Genomic DNA, 18,478 nt, shown 5'->3' with positions numbered 1-18,478 from the left:
CGGCCCGGTTCAATTAGAAGAGGAGTTCCCCATGAAAAAGACGCTCATCGCTCTCGCCATCGTCTCCACCGCCCTGTGCACCCTGCCCGCCCTGGCGCAGGACGCCACACCCGCTCCGACCACCAGCGACAACACCGCCTCGACTACCGGCAACTACCAGCCGGGCCAGGCGATCGGCAGCGGCAACTGGTTTGTCGATGGCCGCGTGGGTCAGGCCCACGTGAACAAGGGACCGTACAACGACCATCCAACCACCTATGCCGTCACCGGTGGCTACCGCTGGAAGGTGGGTGAGGATCTCGGGCTCGGCGTGGACGCGGGCTACAACGATCTCGGCAACTTCAAGCTGAAGAATGCATTCAACAGCAATGACGTCAACCTGAAGGATCAGCGCAATGCCTTGCGCGGCTGGACCGCCGGCGTGAATGGCAAGATCAATGTCTGGCAGGGTCTGTATGTCAGCGGACGCGCCGGCGTGTATGGCTGGAAGGGTCACGGCTATGCCAACCAGGACATCAACCGGCATAACCTCGACAAGGTCGACTACTACGCCGGTGCCGGCGTGGGCTACGACATCAACAATCACTTCGGCGTTGGCCTGGCGTACGACTACTACCACGCCAAGAAGGACGGCATCAGCCTGTCCACCGACACGGCATCACTGACGGCCGAATATCGCTTCTGACCTGGATACGGCGGGATGACGCGGGTTTCCGCGTCATCCCGCTCCGGATTAACGTCGGCTTAATACTGAACTTATTGGTATTGAATCTTCCGGCCGGCGTCCCATCTAAGTGTTCAAGTGTCGCCGCCTGATTGGGCAGCGCGCTTTCAGCAGCGGCCACTCCCCCTCTGGGCCGACTGCCATGACAACAACCGGAGAAGCTTCCCATGAAAATGAAAAAGACCCTGTTTGCCCTCGCCCTGACTTCCGCCGGCCTGCTGGCCGTTCCGTCCGTGTTCGCGCAGAGCGCGCCGACCCACAACGACGGCTGGTTCGTCAACGGCAATGTGGGCCAGACCTCGATCAACCACGGTGCCTACAACGACAACGATACCGGCTATGGCATCAACGGTGGCTACCGTTGGGCGCTGAACCCGTCCGTCGCGCTGGGTGCCGAGGTGGGTTACAACGACCTGGGCAACATCCACGCCAAGAACATCTTCAACAGCCAGCCGGTCGTGGCGGACAACAAGTCGCAGCTGCATGGCTGGACTGCCGGCGTGAACGGCCATTTCAACGTCAGCCCGAACTGGTACGTCAGCGCACGCACCGGTATCTACGGCTGGAAAGGCCACGGCCTGAGCAACGACGCCAACCCGGTCCGCAAGGGCCTGGATAACACCAGCTGGTACGCCGGCGCCGGCGTGGGTTACGACTTCAGCAACAACGTCAGTCTCGGCCTGAACTACGACTACTACGACGCGAAGAAGGATCGCGTGAACCTGAGCACCGACATGGTCTCGGTCAGCGCGGAATACCGCTTCTGATCGCGTAGCAGACGATGGCAACACAAAAAAGGGCGCCTTCCGGCGCCCTTTTTTGCTTGATCGCTCGCGTCGTCATCGACGCACTCTTGCGATCAGCCGTTCCATTGGCCCAGTGCCGCCAGGCCGTTGTCGCGCGCGCGGGAGTACACGGTCTTCTGCGCTTCGGCGTAGTTCGCCTTCATGTCCTTCGCCCACAGCTTCAACGCCGCCTGCTGCATGGCGCGACCGTACGAGAACGACAGCGGCCACGGGTGCGGGCCGATCTGGTTCATCGCGTTCAGATGTGCGGTGGACTGCAGATCGGTCTGGCCACCGGAGAGGAACACGATGCCCGGCAGCGAGGCCGGCACGGTGGTCTTGAGCACACGCACGGTGGCCTCGGCCACTTCCTCGACGTCGACCTGCTCGTCCGAGTCCTTGCCCGGGATCACCATGCTGATCTTCAGGATGGTGCCTTCCAGCATCACGTTCTGCTCGTACAGCGCGTTGAACAGGCTGCGCAGCACGGCTTCATGCACTTCGTAGCTGACCTCGATGCTGTGGTCGCCGTCCATGATCACTTCGGGCTCGACCATCGGCACCAGACCCGCTTCCTGGCACAGCGCGGCGTAGCGCGCCAGCACGTGGCAGTTCGCCTCGATCGCGGTGGAGCTGGGGTTGTCTTCGCTGATGTTGATCACCGCGCGCCACTTGGCGAACTGCGCGCCGAGCCTGGCGTATTCCTGCAGGCGCTCGCGCAGGCCATCGAGGCCTTCGGTGACCACATCACCGGGAAAGCCGGCCAGCGGCTGCGGGCCCTTGTCGACCTTGATGCCGGGGATGATGCCGAGCTTCTTCATCAGCTGGGTGAACGGCACGCCGTCCTTGGTCGACTGACGGATCGTCTCGTCATAAAGGATCGCACCGGAGATGTGCTCGTTCAGGCCCGGCGTGGTGAGCAGCAGCTCGCGGTAGGCGCGACGGTTTTCCTCGGTATTCTCGATGCCGACGGCCTCGAAGCGCTTCTTGATGGTGTTGGTGGACTCGTCGATGGCGATGATGCCCTTGCCGGGCGCAACCATCGCCAGGGCGATGCTTTCGAGATCTTCAATACTCATGACGACTCCGTGGTGCGGGGGCATGGCCCGCCAGCACAAGGTTGAAGCCGCCTCGAGACCGAAGCGGCATGGTTCAAAACGTCAATTATAGGCCAGATTGGCGAGCCGGATGCTCAGGCTCGCGCCACGCCGGGTCGGTGTCGACTCAGGCGCCGTAGCCGGGCAATTTGCAGGCAGCCATCAGCTGCTGGCGCTGCGCCGGGTCCTTGGGCGCGTTGAACGGCACGATGTAGTAGGTCGCCACCGGTTCACCGATGCGGTTGCTCAGCGATGGGCCGTAACGAAAATTGGACACCGCGCTGCGCGCCACCGGGCCCAGGTCGCTCTTGGGCACCACCTTGACCACCTGCACATCCATCGGCACACCATCGGAGCCGACGGTGTAGGTCACCGCCGCGCAACCGGGCTTGTCTAGGTTCAGTCCACTGTTGGGCGCATCCATCTGTACCTTGGTATTGAGCAGGATCCAGGAACGGTAGAGATCCTGCTGATCGACCATGCGTGACTGCGCAAATGCTGGCGCCACAAGAGCCAGCGAGAATGCCAGCAGCAGACCCTGGCGAAGCGGGCGAAAGATGGATTTCATGATGATCTCCTGGGCCGGATGGCACCTGTCCAGAGTGTAGCCGCCCTTCGTTCGCGCAGCACTTCACGCGTACCCGGCGGACAGCCGCGCGTCAGCATCAAAGGTTGCGCAGGCTCTCCACCATGCCGTCGGCACCCACCGAGAGCAGCTTCAACGTATTGGTGCCGCCGCCTTGGCCCACGTGATCGCCGTGGGTGAGCACCACGCGGTCGCCTTCGCTCAAACGACCTTGCGCAAACAGCTGCTGCACCGCGGCGCGGGTCGTGGCTGCCGAACTCAGACCCTCGTGCGAAAACGCCACCGGCCGCACATCGCGCAGCAGCAGCATGCGCCGGCGGGCATCGGCCAGAGGCGACAGCGCGTAGATCGGTATGGCGGTGCGATAGCGCGACAGCCATTGCGCAGTGGCGCCGGATTCGGTCAGCGCCACGATCGCGCGAACACCGAGTTCGCCGGCCAGCAGCATCGCCGCCAGCGCGATCGCCTGGTCGGTGCGGTCCAGCCGATGGCCGCCCGCGGCAAGATCCTCCTTCGGCTCGAACTGGCGCTCGGCGCCGAGGCATATCCGGCGCATCGCCGCCACCGCCTTGTCCGGATGCGCACCGGCGGCGGTTTCCTCCGACAGCATCACCGCGTCGGTGCCGTCGATGACGGCGTTGGCCACATCGAGCACCTCGGCGCGGGTCGGGATCGGCGAGCGCACCATCGACTGCAGCATCTGCGTGGCGGTGATCACCGCACGGTTGCGCTGCACCGACTCGCGGATGATCTTCTTCTGCAGGCCGGGCAGTTCGGCATCGCCGATCTCCACGCCCAAGTCGCCGCGCGCCACCATCACCACGTCGGACGCGTCGATGATCTCGCCCAGCACCGGGATCGCGTCGGCGCGCTCGATCTTGGCCACCAGCGCGGCGTTGCCGCCGGCCTCGTGCAGCAGGCGGCGGGCCTGGTGCATGTCCTCGGCCGAACGCACGAACGACACCGCCAGGAAATCCGCGCCGATTTCGGCGGCCAGCTTGATATCGGCCTTGTCCTTGTCCGACAGCGCCGTCACCGAAAGCCCGCCGCCTTGCCGGTTCAGCCCCTTGCGGTTGGATAGCTTGCCGCCGATCAGCACCTGGCAACGCACCTCGACGCCGACCACGTCCAGTACGGTCAACGCGACCAGGCCGTCATCCAGCAACAGCACATCGCCCGCATGCACGTCCTGCGGCAGGCCGTAATAGCTGACGCCGACGCGGGTGACGTCGCCCGGTGGGGCATCGGGGCGGCAATCGAGCACGAACAATGCGCCGTCAACCAGTTCCACCGGCCCGTTCGCAAATGTCTCGATGCGGATCTTCGGGCCCTGCAGATCGGCCAGCACGCCGACTTCGCGCCCGGCTGCCGCCGCGGCGGCACGCACGGCATTCGCCCGTGCGCGATGGTCGTCGGGAACGCCATGCGACAGGTTCAACCGAACCACGTCGACGCCTTCGGCGATGAGTTTTTCGAGCATGCCCGGCGCGTCGGTGGCGGGGCCGAGCGTGGCGACAATCTTGGTGCGGCGCAGAGTGGTATCGGTCATGCAGTCGAGGCTAGCAGATGTAGGCCTCGGCGCCAGCGCTGCAAACGTATGCAATGGACGTCTGGATGCCCGGATTCGACCCAGCGCACGGATTCATCCGCTGGATGCCGCCGCAAGTCAGCGCATCAACGCCAGGTTGAGTACATCGGCCAGGCGCCGGCCGGCCTGGCGCAAGCGCAGCTCGGCCTGTGGCAACTGCGCCTTGACGTACGCCGGGTCGATCGCGTGGCCATCCGGATAGAACCCGGCTTGCGCGGTGATCCGGCAGGACTCTTCCGCCCATTGCGCGTAAGGATTGTCCAGCGGCGCGATCGGCAGGGGCACCGCCACCGGAACCGCCGAGTCGAGCTGTTGCGCATAGGCCTGCCAGTCGAGCCCGCGGCTGTACAACATGCCCGAGTCCCACACCTTGTGCAGGTTGCTGCCCTTGCCGTCGAACTGCACCTGATACGTGTTGCCGCCCTTGTCGTCGCGATCGCCGGCGTGCAACGGCTGATGGATGTCGCCGACAAAATGCACCACGAATTTCAGCGCCTCGCGACGTGCACCATCGGGCTGGCTGCGATCGCCCAGCACACCCACGTAGTACTGCAGTGCCGCCACCACGCAGCGACCATCGCGACAATCGCGCGGCGGCTCGTAATCGCAATGGCTGCCACCACGAAAATTGATGTAGTGCTGGCCGCGGGTCTGCTTCCACAGGGCGGCACGCGCCGGATCGTCCTGGATCTGATCGGGCCAGTTGGCGATGTCGGCCAGCGACCTGGTGTGTTCCGGCGCCAGCAGGCGCTCGACCTCGACCTCGGCCGCCGGGCTCAGGTGACGCTGTGCCAGTTCGGCCACCACGCTGTGGCCAAGCGGCCCCCATGCCCCGGCCTGCGGCACGACCGCGAGCAGGGCCAGGACGAAGGCGATCGAACGGCTTGGGCGGGACATGGCAACTTCCGACATAAAGGCCGCAGTCTGCCATAGCGACGATCGGACGCGGGCGGCAACGGTGCTTTCATTGTAAGATTTCACGGTTGAAATACCGGCGCCGCAGCCCCGTGGTAGCCCATTCGCGACATCCCATCATCCTCAGGAGGACGTTCCCTCATGACCATCAAGGTCGGCATCAACGGCTTCGGCCGCATCGGTCGCAACGTGCTGCGCGCTGCCGTACAGAACTTCGGCAACGATATCGAGATCGTGGCGATCAACGACCTGCTTGAGCCGGACTACCTTGCCTACATGCTGCGCTACGACTCGGTGCACGGTCGCTTCAAAGGTGACGTGAAGGTGGAAGGTGGTCATCTGGTCGTCAACGGCAAGACCATCCGCCTGACCCAGGAGCGCGACCCGGCGGCACTGAAGTGGAATGAGGTGAACGCCGACGTGGTGATCGAATCCACCGGCCTGTTCCTGGACAAGGTCACCGCGCAGAAGCATCTGGATGCCGGCGCGAAGAAGGTGATCCTGTCCGCACCGTCGAAGGACGACACGCCGATGTTCGTCTATGGCGTCAACGACAAGAAGTACGCGGGCGAGGCGATCATCTCCAACGCCAGCTGCACCACCAATTGCCTGGCACCGATCGCCAAGGTCATGCACGACAAGTGGGGCATCAAGCGCGGCCTGATGACCACCGTGCATGCGGCAACCGCCACGCAGAAGACCGTCGACGGCCCGAGCAACAAGGACTGGCGCGGCGGCCGCGGCATCCTGGAAAACATCATTCCCTCCTCCACCGGCGCCGCCAAGGCCGTCGGCGTGGTGATTCCCGAGCTCAACAAGAAGCTCACCGGCATGAGCTTCCGCGTGCCGACCTCGGATGTGTCCGTGGTCGACCTCACCGTCGAGCTGGAAAAGCCGGCGACCTACGCGGAGATCTGCGCGGAGATGAAGGCGCAGAGCGAAGGCGCATTGAAGGGCATCCTCGGCTACACCGAAGACAAGGTCGTGGCGACCGACTTCCGCGGCGAGACCTGCACCTCGGTGTTCGACGCCGACGCCGGCATCGCGCTGGACAGCACCTTCGTCAAGCTGGTCAGCTGGTACGACAACGAGTGGGGCTACTCGAACAAGTGCCTGGAAATGGTGCGAGTCGTGGCGAAGTAAGCCGCCGCTCCTGTGGGAGCGGCTTCAGCCGCGATGCCTTTCCGTTTCGTGGTGGAAGAGCATCGCGACTGAAGTCGCTCCCACTATAGAGTCGCTGCCGCAAAAAACGGAAAGCCGGGCGAATGCCCGGTTTTTTTTGCTCAACGCTTCAGCAGCGGCAACTTGTCCGGCACGCCATCCCACTTGGCGGCATCTTCCATCGCGGCGATCTTGCTGGTCAGTACCGGCCATTCCCTGGCCAGCTCCGCGTTGATCGACATGAAAATCTCCTGCCCGGCCGGGACATCGAGCTCGGGGAAGATCGCGCCCACCGGACATTCCTCCACGCACAGGGTGCAGTCGATGCACTCGTCCGGATCGATCACCAGGAAATTCGGCCCGGCGTGAAAGCAGTCCACCGGACACACCTCGACGCAATCGGTGTGCTTGCAGTTGATGCAGTTGTCGGTGACGACGTGCGTCATCATGCCTCCTTCGGCGACAGCCGGGACATGCGTACAGTGTCGGTGACAACGGTAGACACAGCTCTGACCCAGATCAGGGCTGGCCGCGCCAGGCTGCCGCACAATCATGTTGCAGCTTACCCCCACACTAATTCACTGGAGTTGTTCCCATGCGCAAACTGATTGCCCTCGCCCTGCTCGGCCTGCTGTCCACTCCGCTGATGGCCGCCGAATGCGCGACCACCATCGAAGGCAGCGATGCCATGCAATACAACCAGAAAACCATCACCGTGCCGAAAACCTGCAAGACCTTCGCGGTGACCCTGAAGCACACCGGCAAACTGCCCAAGACCGCGATGGGGCACAACTGGGTGCTCGCCCACAGCACCGACGAATCCGGCGTGGTGGCCGACGGCATGAAGGCCGGCGCGGCCAACAACTACGAGAAGCCGGCGGACACCCGCATCATCGCGCACACCAAGCTGATCGGCGGCGGCGAGTCCGATACGGCTACCTTCAACGTGGCCATGCTCAAGGCCGGCGAAGCCTATGCCTACTTCTGCACTTTTCCCGGCCATGCCGCGCTGATGAAGGGCACGCTGAGCCTGGGCAAGTAAGCTTGACCCGCCATCACGCGCCCGGCCGCCATCTGCCGGGCGCGTGACCGGCCAACCTGCAGATCAAACGCCGACCGATCCACGATGCCAGAAATAAACACACCGGCGCCCTTCGACGAGCACGCCATCGCCACCCTGGTCGACCGCTTCTACGAGAAGGTGCGCATCGATGCACAGCTCGGGCCGGTGTTCAACGCGGCGGTGCACGACTGGGACGAGCACAAGGCCCTGCTGACCTCGTTCTGGTCATCGGTGGCGTTGCGCACGGGCAGCTACCGCGGCAACCCGATGGCGGCGCATCGACCGCATCCGATCCGCGCCGAACACTTCGATCACTGGATCGCGCTGTGGCTCGAAACCAGCACCGAGGTGCTGGACGAAGCCAGCGCTGCGCAGATGGTGGAATACGCCCAGCGCATCGGACGCAGCCTCAAGTTCGGCCTGGGCCTGAATCCGCAGGCACGCCCCTTCGGCGTGCCGATCGTCAGCATCGGACCGGCATAGGCTCGCTTCAGCCCAGCGCCTTCAGCGCCGCGTCGTAATCCGGCTCATGGCCGATCTCGCTGACCAGCTCGGCGTGGATCACCTTGTCGTGCTCGTCCAGCACCAGCACCGCGCGCGCAGCCAGGCCAGCCAGCGGGCCGCTGGCGATGGCCACGCCGTAATCGTTGAGAAACTGGCGCCCGCGCATCAGCGACAGGGTTATCACCTGATCGAGCCCCTCGGCGCCGCAGAAGCGGGCCTGCGCAAACGGCAGATCGGCCGAGATGCACAGCACCACCGTGTTGCTCAAGCCGCCGGCCAGCGCGTTGAAGCGGCGCACCGAGGTGGCGCATACGCCGGTATCCACGCTGGGGAAGATATTGAGCACCTTGCGCTTGCCGGCATAGCTCGACAACGCGACATCGGACAGGTCGCTGCCGACCAGGCGGAACGCCGGCGCCTTGCTGCCGACCACCGGAAACTGGCCATCGACGCTGATCGGCTGGCCCTTGAACGTGACATCGGACATCGCACTACCTCGTAGTTGAATGGACGGCTACAAGTAGAACATGGTCTTGGCCAGAAACACGATGCCCACCATCAAGCCCAGCACGACCCGGTGGGTATGCCGGAAGCGGCAGACATCCATCACGCCGCGGCGCATCGCCCACATCGCGTTGACGAACACAGCCAGCACACCGAACGCCAGCAGCACCTTCAGCAGCAACAGGTCGCCGAAACGCGAACCCACGCAGGCGATCCCGCCGCAGCGGATGTCGAACAACACCCCGCCGCTGACGAACAGCGCGATCACCACCACCGGCATGAACCGGCGCACACGCGCCATCACCGCCTGCTCGATGCGCTGCATGGTGGCGCCGTCGAAGTGTTTGTGCAGCGACTCGACCACCAGCACCTCGAACACCACCGCGCCGACAAACACGATCGCGCAGGACAGGTGCAACAGGACAATCCATGGGTACCAGGCAGTCACGGCGAACCTCGGTGCAGGTCAGGTGGACAGACTCCGCTGCAACGGACGCGGCGGCCATGACCTGCATCAAGTGCGGTCGCTCCACGCCTGCAGCGTTGACGACATGACCGCCCTGCGCGAAGCCGAGGAGATCCAGCCGTCCGCGCGGTCGTCTGCGACAATTCGTGCAGCACCGACGCAGCACGACCTGACCTGCATCAAGAGGATCGACCGGCGTTGCCGCCAGCATGCGCGCATCATTGAAGGGAGATGCGCGATGAGTACCACCCGAAAACTCTGGCTGGGCCTGGCGGCCTTGCTGATCGTCTCGTTCAGCGTGCTGCTGTGGGTCGGCTACGAGGTGCACCAGCAGGCGCCGCCGCTGCCCACCGCGGTGGTCACCAGTGACGGCCAGACGCTATACACCAAGGCGGACATGGAACTGGGCCGTGAGGTCTGGCAAAGCATCGGCGGCCAGCAACTGGGATCGATCTGGGGCCACGGTGCGCTGCTGGCGCCGGACTGGAGCGCCGACTGGCTGCATCGCGAAGCCACCACGATGCTGGAGCTGCTGGCGCGCGACGAAGGCCTCGGGCCGTACGCGTCGCTGGATGCGCCACGGCAGGCCGCGCTGAAGGCGCGCGTCATGCAGGAGCTGCGCACCAACACGTATGACGCAGGCACCAACACGATCACCGTGTCGGACCTGCGCGCGCACGCGATGGAAGCGGTGGCGGCGCACTACATGAGCCTGTTCAGCAACGATCCGGCGACCAAGAAGCTGCGCGAAGACTATGCGATGCGCGAGAACACCATCGCCGAGATGCCCCATCGCCGCGCGGTCACCGCGTTCTTCTGGTGGACCAGTTGGGCGGCCGCCGCGCAACGCCCGCACGAGACCATGAGCTACACGCAGAACTGGCCGTACGAGCCGCTCGCCGGCAACACGCCGACCTCGACCGCGTTCCTGTGGTCGATCTTCAGCGTCCTGTTCATGATTCTCGGCATTGGCCTGCTGGCCTGGCACCACGCGGTGCACGGCAGCGAGGAGAAGCCGGCGGTGCCGCCACTGCGTGATCCGCTGGCCGACCTGAAGCCGACACCATCGATGAAGGCCACCGCGAAATATTTCTGGACCGTGCTGGCGCTGTTCCTGGCGCAGATCCTGCTGGGCGCCACCACCGCGCACTATCAGGTCGAGGGACAACAGGCCTACGGATTTGCACTGGCCAATTACCTGCCCTATGCGCTCACCCGCACCTGGCATACCGAGCTGGCGGTGCTGTGGATCGCCACCGCGTGGCTGGCCACCGGCCTGTATATCGCGCCGATGATTTCCGGTTACGAGCCGAAGTTCCAGCGGCTCGGGGTGAACTTTCTGTGGGTCTGCCTGCTGGTGATCGTGGTCGGCTCGTTTGCCGGCCAGTGGTTCGCGGTGATGGACAAGATGGGCCTGCAGTACAACTTCTGGTTCGGCCATCAGGGCTGGGAATACACCGACCTCGGCCGCTTCTGGCAGATCTTCCTGTTCGTCGGCCTGATGCTGTGGGTGTTCCTGGTCGGCCGCGCGCTGTGGCCGGTGATGCGCAGCAAGGGCGAAAGCGCCTCGATCGTCGGCCTGCTGTTCATGTCCACCGTGGCGATCGGCCTGCTCTACGGCGCCGGCCTGATGTGGGGCGAGCACACCCACATCGCGATGGTCGAATACTGGCGCTGGTGGGTGGTGCACCTGTGGGTGGAAGGCTTCTTCGAGGTGTTTGCCACTGCGGTGATCAGCTACCTGTTCATGAAGCTGGGCCTGATCCGCGTGCACACCGCCACCGTCGGCGTGCTGTTCGCCACCATCGTGTTCATGGCCGGCGGCGTGCTCGGCACGCTGCACCACCTGTACTTCAGCGGCACCACCACCGCGGTGATCGCGCTCGGCGCCAGCTTCTCGGTGCTGGAAGTGGTACCGCTGGCGCTGATCGGGCTGGAAGCCTACGGCACCTGGAAGCGCCAGCACTCCGCGCCGTGGATGGCGCGCTACCGCTGGCCGATCATGTTCTTCGTGGCGGTGAGTTTCTGGAACCTGGTCGGTGCGGGCATGTTCGGCTTCCTGGTCAACACGCCGATCGCGCTGTACTACATGCAGGGTCTCAACCTCACCGCGCTGCACGGCCACACCGCGCTGTTCGGCGTGTACGGCATGCTCGGCATGGGCCTGATGCTGTTCTGCCTGCGCGGGATCAAGCCGCAGGCGATGTGGCGCGAGGGCCTGCTGCGCGGTTCGTTCTGGAGCCTCAACATCGGGCTGTCGCTGATGGGCATCCTGACCCTGCTGCCGCTGGGCCTGCTTCAGTTGCGCGCGGTACTTGACCACGGCTACTGGTTCGCCCGTTCGGCCGAGTTCATGGACCGCCCGCTGATCCACATGCTGATCTGGATGCGCATGCCTGGCGACGTCTTGTTCGCGATCGGCGCGCTGCTGATCAGCGTGTTCGTCGCCTCGCTGTGGCTGGCGCAGAAGCTGCCGGCTCGCACGAAAGTGCTGGCGCGGGCATTGCCCGAAGGTGCGCCGCCGGCCCGCGCCGAGGCTATCGTCGAAACGGTGTGAGTCCTGGCGGGGCGCGCGTGCCGTGCGCCCCGCTCTTCTTCGCCGGCACCGCCGGCCATCATGCGCGCGACGGGATCACGATGTTCGAGTTCTATCCGCAGATCAAATGGGTGCACATCGCCTGCGTGCTGGCCAGCGGCTCGCTGTTCGCGCTGCGCGGGTTGCTGGTGCAGTTGGGGCACGCTGGCGCCGCGCAATGGACGCCGCTGCGGCTGCTCAGCTACAGCATCGACACCGCCCTGCTCACCGCGGCGCTGATGCTGCTGACGATCCTGCCCGGCGCGATGTTCGCCAACGGCTGGCTTACCACCAAGCTGATCCTGCTGGTGCTGTACGTGCTGCTCGGCACGCTGGCGCTGAAACGCGGACGCACCCCGCGCATGCGGCAACTTTGGTACGTCGCCGCACTGTGCACCTATGTGTTCATGCTGGGTGTCGCCCGCATGCATCATCCGCTGGGCTGGCTGCATGGGTGGCTGGCATGAGCGCGGCCGTGCCGCTGCCCGCGCCGGTGCCGCGTGACCACACGCTGGACGCCTGCTTTCTCGGCCCCTATGGCGAGAACGACGCGCTGCTGGAAAAGCTGATGGTGGAATTCCTGCGCGACCACGTGTACTGGCGGCGCAACTTCCATCCGGAGGATCCACCGGCGATCGCCACCGCCGCCGTGCACCATCCGGATTACCTCGCGTTCGAATCGCGCATGCGCCGCGAACTGCATCTGCTGTCGGCCGCGTTGAAGAAATCGGTGCCGTTCCACAGCCCGCGCTACATCGGCCACATGGCCTCGGACCTGCTGCTGCCGGGGCTCGCGGCTCAGATGCTGACGCTGCCGTACAACCCCAACAACGTCAGCGAGGATGCCGCGCCGGTCACCGTCGACATGGAAGTGCAGGCGGGCCTGCAGCTGGCGCGCATGCTCGGCTATCCGCACGACCCGGCGGTGCCGGCTTGCGCGTTTGGCCATCTCACTTCCGGCGGCACCCTGGCCAACTACCAGGCGCTGCGGCTGGCGCTGGCGCTGAAGGCGTTTCCGGTGGCGTTGCGCGCGGCGAAGGTGCCCGAGATCGAGCTGCCTGCGGACGACTGGAGCGCCTTCAACCTCTCCCACGCCGACGGCATCGCCATGCTGGAGGCATGGCAGCACTGGCTGGCCGAGCAGACACCGGCCGCGCGTGCGCGCTGGCTGCAACAGGTGGAGGCCGAGCGCATCGAGCAGCGCGGCATGGTCGGCTTCTTCGCCGCGCATCCGTCACTGCGCGTGCCGCTGGTGCTGGCACCGGTCACCGCGCACTACTCGTGGAGCAAGGGACTGAAACTGCTCGGCCTGGGCCGCGACCAGCTGGAACTGCTGCCCACCGATGGCATGCGGCTGGACCCGGCCGCCCTGCGCGACACGCTCGCCCGCTGCGCGCGCGAGCGGCTACCGGTGCTGATGTGCGTGGCGGTGCTTGGCAGCACCGAGTACGGCACCATCGATCCGATCCACGAGGTACTCGCCGCGCGCGACCAATCGCGTGGACGCGGACTCGACTTTGCCGTGCATGTGGACGCCGCCTGGGGCGGCTACCTGGCCACGCTGTTCCGTCACGAGGATGGCTCGCTGCGCACGCGCGCCGAGGTGGCCGCCGACTACGTGCAGTTCCCCACGCCGGCGGTGCACGCGGCGTTCGCGGCGCTGGGCGACACCGATTCGGCCACGGTCGATCCGCACAAGCTGGGCTACCTGCCGTACGGCACCGGCGCCTTCATCTGCCGCGATCACCGGCCGATGGCGCTGCTGGCCGAGCGCGCCGACTATGTGTTCCATGCGGCCACGCCCGCCGGCTACCTGGCGCGCTACCGCAGCCTGGGCCAGTTCATTCCGGAAGGTTCCAAATCCGGTGCGGCCGCGGCGGCGGTGTACGTCACGCACAAGGTGCTGCCGCTCGATCACCGCCACTTCGGCCACTTGCCGCGCGCCACCGTGCGCGCGGCCGAGGCGTTCCATGCGCGCGCGCGGCGGTTCGCGCTGGAACTGGCCGACTGCGTGCACGCACTCGTACCGTTCGCACCGGACAGCAACCTGGTCTGCCTCGCGCTCAATCCGTGCGGCAACGCGTCGGTGGCCGGCGCGAATGCGTTCGTGCGCGCCCTGCACGACACGCTGCGCTGCGACCCCGCCCAGCCGCTGCAGCTGAAGGAATTCTTCGGCTCGGTGACCAGCCTGCGACCGGAAGTGCTCGGTGCCGCAGAGACCGCGCGCATCCTCACCGGACTGGCACTGGACGGCAGTACGCTTGAATGCGACGGCGACGACGATCGCCTGCTGATCCTGCGCCACACCTTGATGAACCCGTACCTGATCGACCATGAAAACGGCATCAGCTACATCGACCGCTATTTCGAGTTCCTCGGTCGCCGCGTGCGCGCGCTGACCGCCGCGGGCGGGTACGCCCCACCATGATGATCACGGAGCCTTCGATGGACAGCATCCTGCGCCTCGTCAATCCGCAACGCGAAGCCGAACGCCGCTGGGTGCACAGCGCGCTGGCGAAGCTGCAGCAGGAGTCGGCGCGCTCGGCCGACACGCATCTGCTCAAGCTGAATTTCCCCGGCTTCCACGGCATCGACTTCTATTTCAAAGACGAGGCCTCACATCCCACCGGCAGCCTCAAGCACCGGCTCGCCCGCTCGCTGTTCCTGTATGCGCTGTGCAACGGGCGCCTGCGCGACGGCCAGGCCGTGGTCGACGCCTCGTCCGGCAGCACCGCGATTTCCGAGGCGTGGTTCGCGCGCATGCTGGGCTTGCATTTCATCGCGGTGATGCCGGCATGCACGGCGCCGGGCAAGATCCGCGACGTGCAGGCGCTGGGCGGCGAATGCGATCTGGTCGACGACCCCGCCCAGGTGCATGCACGCGCCGCCGAACATGCCGCACGCGGTGCCTGCCATCTCGATCAGTTCGGCCTCGCCGAGCGCGCCACCGACTGGCGCGGCAACAACAACATCGCCGAGTCGATCATCGGCCAGCTCGCGCTGGAGGCGGAACCTGAGCCCGAATGGATCGTCTGCGGCGCCGGCACCGGCGGCACCTCGGCCACGATCGGCCGCTACCTGCGCTACCGCCGATTGCACAGCCGCCTGTGCGTGGCCGAACCGGCCGGCAGCGGCTTCGTGCATGGCTGGCGTACGCGCGATCCGCTCGCCGTGGCCAGCCAGCCGACCCTGATCGAGGGCATTGGCCGGCCGCGGGTCGAACCCGGCTTCCTGTTCGACGTGGTCGACCGCGTCGTCGAGGTGCCCGACAGCGCGTCGATCGCCGCTGCGTGGCTGCTGGAGGAACTGCTGGGCCGTCGCTACGGCGGCTCGTCCGGCACCAACTTCGTGGCCTGCCTGCAGCTGGCTGCGTCGATGCGTGCACGCGGCGAGCGCGGCAGCATCGTCAGCCTGCTGTGCGATCGCGGCGAACGCTACGCGCAGACGTTGTTCGATCCGTCGTGGCTCGCCGCCCACGACATCGATACCGCGCCATGGGACGCCGCGCTGCGCGCGAGCCTGGCCACCGGCACCACACCGATGGCAACCAGCCCCACCGCATGAGCACCATCGCTCCGCACCACGTCGAAAAATCGGCGATGACTTTCGCCGTACTGGGCTATGGCCGCTTTGGCCAGGCCTTTGCCGGGTTGCTGCTGCAGGCGGGACATCGTGTTCGCGCGTTCGATCCGCACGCTGAAGTCCCCGCCGCGCTGGCCGCCGCGTCGATGTCCGCCGCGGTCGACGACGCGTCATGGATCGTGCTGGCGATGCCGGTGCCGCAGATGCGTGATGCCTTGCGCACGCTACGCCCGCAACTGCGTGCGGGGCAGACCGTGCTCGACGTGGGCAGCGTCAAGATGCATCCGTGCGCGATGATGGACGAACTGCTTGGCGCGGAGATTGCGCATGTCGGCACGCATCCGCTGTTCGGTCCGCTCAGCCTGGCCCGCGACGAGCGCCCGCTGCGCACGGTGATCTGCGCCAGTGCGCGCCACCCGCAAGCCGCGGCGCGGGCACGCCAGCTGTTCGCCGGGCTCGGTTGCGACGTGATCGAGCAGGACCCGGACAGCCATGACCGCGCCATGGCGAACACCCATGCGCTGGCGTTCTTCCTTGCCAAAGGTCTGGTCGATCTGGGCGTGGATGACGACATCACGCTGGCACCGCCGTCGTTCCAGGGCCTGAAGCACATGCTGGCGGCAGTGCGCGGCGATGCCGGCCACCTGTTCGCCGCGATCCAGCGCGAGAACCCGTATGCCGCCGAGGCGCGCGCACGGCTGATCGGATCGCTGGAATCGATCCATCGCAAGCTGCTCATCGACAGCGATGACGAAGATGGCAGCCTGGCCATTCCCAGCCGCCCCGTCCCGTGAGCTTTCACGACCTGCGCAGTTTTCTCGCGTCGCTGGAGCGCGACCACCAACTGCAGCGCGTCGCTGCCGTGGTCGATCCGCACCTGGAATCCACCGCACTGAGCCTGCGCGCGCTGCGCGAGGGTGGACCGGCGCTGTTGATGGAACAGCCGGTCGGCGCAACGCATGCATTGCTCGGCAACCTGTTCGGCCATCGCCGGCGGATCGAGCTGGCACTGGCCGGACGCCCGCTGGCCTCGCTGCGCGAGCTCGGCCAGCTGCTCGCGGCGATCAAGGAGCCACGCTGGCCATCCAGCCTGCGGCAGGCCTTGTCCACCTGGCCGGAGCTGGCCCAACTTGCACACGTGGCGCCGCAACGCGTACGCGAAGCCGCGTTTGAACACGAGACGCTGCAGGGCAGCGAGGTCGACCTGGCGCACCTGCCGATCCAGCACTGCTGGCCCGACGACGCCGGCAAGCTGATCACGTTCGGCCTGGTGGTCACGCGCGGCACCAGCAAGCCACGCCAGAACGTGGCGATCTACCGCCAGCAGGTGATCGGCCCGAACCGGGTGATCATGCGCTGGCTGCCGCATCGAGGCGGCGCGCTCGACTACGCGGACTGGTGCGCCGCGCATCCGCAGCAACCGTTTCCCGTGCTGGTGGCGATCGGCGCCGACCCGGCGACGATGCTGGCAGCGGTGGCGCCGGTGCCGGACAGCTTGTCCGAATACGAATTCGCCGGCTTGCTGCGCGGCCAGCGCACGCGTGTGTGGCGCAGCGAGATGACTGGCCTCGACGCGCCGGCCGGCGCGGAAATCCTGCTGGAAGGTTTCATCCATCCCGGCGACACCGCGCTGGAAGGCCCGTTCGGCGACCACACCGGCTACTACAACGCGCAGGATCACTTCCCGGTGTTCACCATCGAGCGCATGCGGCTGCGTCGCGAGGCGATCTATCACGGCAGCTACATGGGCCGCGCGCCACACGATGAGCCGTCGGTGCTGGCGCTGGCGCTGAACGACATCTTCGTGCCGATCCTGCAGAAGGTGTTTCCGGAAATCGTGGACTTCCATCTGCCGCCGGAGGCGTGTTCCTACCGCATCGCCGTGGTCAGCATCCGCAAGCAGTACGCCGGCCACGCGCGCCGCGTGATGATGGGCGTATGGTCGTACCTGCGCCAGTTCACCTACACCAAGTTCGTGATCGTCACCGACGACGACATCGACGTGCGCGACTGGTCTGCCGTGATCTGGGCCGTGTCGACCCGCGTCGATCCGGCGCGCGACACGATGCTGGTGGAGAACACCCCAATCGACTACCTCGACTTCGCCAGCCCGGTCGCCGGGCTCGGCTCCAAGCTCGGCATCGACGCCACCCACAAATGGCCGTCCGAAACCACGCGCACCTGGAGCCGGCCGATCGTGCCGGATGCCACGGTGGAACGGCGCGTCGATGTGCTGTGGGCGGCGCTGCAGGCCACGCGCACACCGATGGCAACGTGATACGCGGCAGCCACGACCTGCCGCCGCCACGACTCAGGGCTCGTCGTGCATCACGTGCTCGACCGGTGCCGGCTGGTCCCAGCCCGGGTCGTTGAAGTACTGCGGATAGTGCGCGATCGCCGCGCGCATGTCGGCCACCGCCCCGACCTTCTTCGGATCGGCCTTCAGCGTCTGTGCCGCGCTCAGCAGCGGCACCAGGATGCCGTGCAGCGCCGCATCGGGCTCGGCTGCCAGCTTGCAGTGGGCGAACATGAAGGTCACCGCCTCCTCGACGCTGGTGGCCCGATCCACCGCCATCGGCGCGCTCATGTGGCCCATCTCGTAGTGGCGCAGCTCGTCGACCGCGGCATGCACGCGGCGCATGCCGTCGCGCAGCGACGCATCGGGTGTCCAGCGCTGCGCCGGTGTCGATACGGCTGTCGTGGCGGCATGCGCCGCATGGCTCTCATGGACGTGCCCGGGAGCAGCGTAGGCCGTCATGGCCAGACTGAGGCCACACGCCAGGGCAAGAACGGCTTTCATGAATTTCATGCAGGAAACTCCAGCAGGCGGCGCGGACTCCGCGGATGGAAGCATGCTAGCGTGCGACGACGCAGCCTCCACTGACTCACATCAATAGCGCGACACGCCAGTCGTCGCGCGCAGAGGCT

General features: G+C 66.0%; 19 protein-coding genes. 11 read left to right on the top strand and 8 right to left on the bottom strand.

The window, feature by feature from the left end; translation table 11 throughout:
* The first annotated feature begins 31 nt into the window (after positions 1-31).
* Together EAH75_RS09465 and EAH75_RS09460 are read left to right on the top strand one after the other, a co-directional pair.
* Positions 32-685, top strand: coding sequence for an outer membrane beta-barrel protein (locus tag EAH75_RS09465; protein WP_140648383.1), 654 nt, complete (start codon positions 32-34; stop codon positions 683-685).
* A gap of 206 nt (positions 686-891) precedes the next feature.
* Positions 892-1,491, top strand: coding sequence for a porin family protein (locus EAH75_RS09460; RefSeq protein ID WP_140648382.1), 600 nt, complete (start codon positions 892-894; stop codon positions 1,489-1,491).
* Between the two features lie 92 nt (positions 1,492-1,583).
* On the opposite strand, the gene EAH75_RS09455 is transcribed toward EAH75_RS09460, so the two are convergent.
* From EAH75_RS09455 to EAH75_RS09440, 4 genes are all read right to left on the bottom strand, one after another.
* Positions 1,584-2,588, bottom strand: coding sequence for a class I fructose-bisphosphate aldolase (locus EAH75_RS09455; protein ID WP_140648381.1), 1,005 nt, complete (start codon positions 2,586-2,588; stop codon positions 1,584-1,586).
* A 145-nt stretch (positions 2,589-2,733) separates the two neighbouring features.
* Complete coding sequence (locus EAH75_RS09450) at positions 2,734-3,174, bottom strand: energy transducer TonB (RefSeq protein WP_140805246.1); 441 nt, start codon at positions 3,172-3,174, stop codon at positions 2,734-2,736.
* Positions 3,175-3,271: 97 nt separating this feature from the next.
* Positions 3,272-4,741, bottom strand: a complete 1,470-nt coding sequence (gene pyk, locus EAH75_RS09445) for a pyruvate kinase (protein WP_140648379.1) — start codon at positions 4,739-4,741, stop codon at positions 3,272-3,274.
* 117 nt (positions 4,742-4,858) lie between these two features.
* The gene (locus EAH75_RS09440; RefSeq protein WP_140648378.1) at positions 4,859-5,677 is read right to left on the bottom strand and encodes a S1/P1 nuclease; all 819 of its coding nucleotides are present in this window, start codon (positions 5,675-5,677) and stop codon (positions 4,859-4,861) included.
* Positions 5,678-5,836: 159 nt separating this feature from the next.
* On the opposite strand from EAH75_RS09440, the gene gap reads away from it, so the two are divergent.
* Entirely contained in the window at positions 5,837-6,838 is a 1,002-nt protein-coding gene (gene gap, locus EAH75_RS09435; protein WP_140648377.1) for a type I glyceraldehyde-3-phosphate dehydrogenase, read from the top strand.
* 140 nt (positions 6,839-6,978) lie between these two features.
* On the opposite strand, the gene fdxA is transcribed toward gap, so the two are convergent.
* Entirely contained in the window at positions 6,979-7,302 is a 324-nt protein-coding gene (gene fdxA, locus EAH75_RS09430; RefSeq protein ID WP_140649572.1) for a ferredoxin FdxA, read from the bottom strand.
* Between the two features lie 149 nt (positions 7,303-7,451).
* Between fdxA and azu the strand changes: the two genes are divergently transcribed.
* The gene (azu, locus tag EAH75_RS09425) at positions 7,452-7,898 is read left to right on the top strand and encodes an azurin (RefSeq protein ID WP_140648376.1); all 447 of its coding nucleotides are present in this window, start codon (positions 7,452-7,454) and stop codon (positions 7,896-7,898) included.
* A gap of 84 nt (positions 7,899-7,982) precedes the next feature.
* The gene (locus EAH75_RS09420) at positions 7,983-8,402 is read left to right on the top strand and encodes a group III truncated hemoglobin (RefSeq protein WP_140648375.1); all 420 of its coding nucleotides are present in this window, start codon (positions 7,983-7,985) and stop codon (positions 8,400-8,402) included.
* A gap of 7 nt (positions 8,403-8,409) precedes the next feature.
* Here the strand turns inward: EAH75_RS09420 and tpx are convergent, their stop codons facing one another.
* Both tpx and EAH75_RS09410 read right to left on the bottom strand, forming a co-directional pair.
* The gene (gene tpx / locus EAH75_RS09415) at positions 8,410-8,910 is read right to left on the bottom strand and encodes a thiol peroxidase (protein ID WP_140648374.1); all 501 of its coding nucleotides are present in this window, start codon (positions 8,908-8,910) and stop codon (positions 8,410-8,412) included.
* A gap of 27 nt (positions 8,911-8,937) precedes the next feature.
* Positions 8,938-9,375 carry a CopD family copper resistance protein gene (locus EAH75_RS09410; RefSeq protein WP_140648373.1) on the bottom strand — a complete coding sequence of 146 codons (438 nt, stop codon included), beginning with the start codon at positions 9,373-9,375 and terminating at the stop codon, positions 8,938-8,940.
* Positions 9,376-9,631: 256 nt separating this feature from the next.
* Between EAH75_RS09410 and EAH75_RS09405 the strand changes: the two genes are divergently transcribed.
* The 6 genes from EAH75_RS09405 to EAH75_RS09380 all read left to right on the top strand — a co-directional run bounded on the left by EAH75_RS09405 (position 9,632) and on the right by EAH75_RS09380 (position 17,828).
* The gene (locus EAH75_RS09405) at positions 9,632-11,950 is read left to right on the top strand and encodes a nitric-oxide reductase large subunit (RefSeq protein WP_140648372.1); all 2,319 of its coding nucleotides are present in this window, start codon (positions 9,632-9,634) and stop codon (positions 11,948-11,950) included.
* A gap of 80 nt (positions 11,951-12,030) precedes the next feature.
* Positions 12,031-12,435: a SirB2 family protein gene (locus tag EAH75_RS09400; RefSeq protein ID WP_140649570.1), complete on the top strand. Its 405-nt coding sequence runs from the start codon at positions 12,031-12,033 to the stop codon at positions 12,433-12,435.
* On the top strand, positions 12,432-14,396 hold the full coding sequence (locus EAH75_RS09395; RefSeq protein WP_140648371.1) for a pyridoxal phosphate-dependent decarboxylase family protein: 1,965 nt from the start codon (positions 12,432-12,434) through the stop codon (positions 14,394-14,396). Before EAH75_RS09400 ends, EAH75_RS09395 begins: the two co-directional genes overlap by 4 nt.
* Positions 14,397-14,413: 17 nt before the next feature.
* A complete protein-coding gene (locus tag EAH75_RS09390) occupies positions 14,414-15,532 on the top strand; it encodes a PLP-dependent cysteine synthase family protein (protein WP_140805244.1) in 1,119 nt (372 codons plus the stop codon).
* Positions 15,529-16,344, top strand: a complete 816-nt coding sequence (locus EAH75_RS09385; RefSeq protein WP_241668924.1) for a prephenate dehydrogenase/arogenate dehydrogenase family protein — start codon at positions 15,529-15,531, stop codon at positions 16,342-16,344. Before EAH75_RS09390 ends, EAH75_RS09385 begins: the two co-directional genes overlap by 4 nt.
* Positions 16,341-17,828, top strand: coding sequence for a UbiD family decarboxylase (locus EAH75_RS09380; protein ID WP_140805240.1), 1,488 nt, complete (start codon positions 16,341-16,343; stop codon positions 17,826-17,828). Before EAH75_RS09385 ends, EAH75_RS09380 begins: the two co-directional genes overlap by 4 nt.
* Before the next feature lie 33 nt (positions 17,829-17,861).
* Here EAH75_RS09380 and EAH75_RS09375 read toward each other — a convergent pair whose 3' ends face one another.
* Positions 17,862-18,359: a DnrO protein gene (locus EAH75_RS09375; protein WP_140648367.1), complete on the bottom strand. Its 498-nt coding sequence runs from the start codon at positions 18,357-18,359 to the stop codon at positions 17,862-17,864.
* Between the last annotated feature and the right edge of the window lie 119 nt (positions 18,360-18,478).

The sequence above is a fragment of the Rhodanobacter glycinis genome, from assembly GCF_006438785.1.
Lineage (GTDB): Bacteria > Pseudomonadota > Gammaproteobacteria > Xanthomonadales > Rhodanobacteraceae > Rhodanobacter > Rhodanobacter glycinis_A.
Note: the sequence above shows the minus strand (reverse complement) of the source record. Positions and strands in the feature narration are given on the sequence as shown.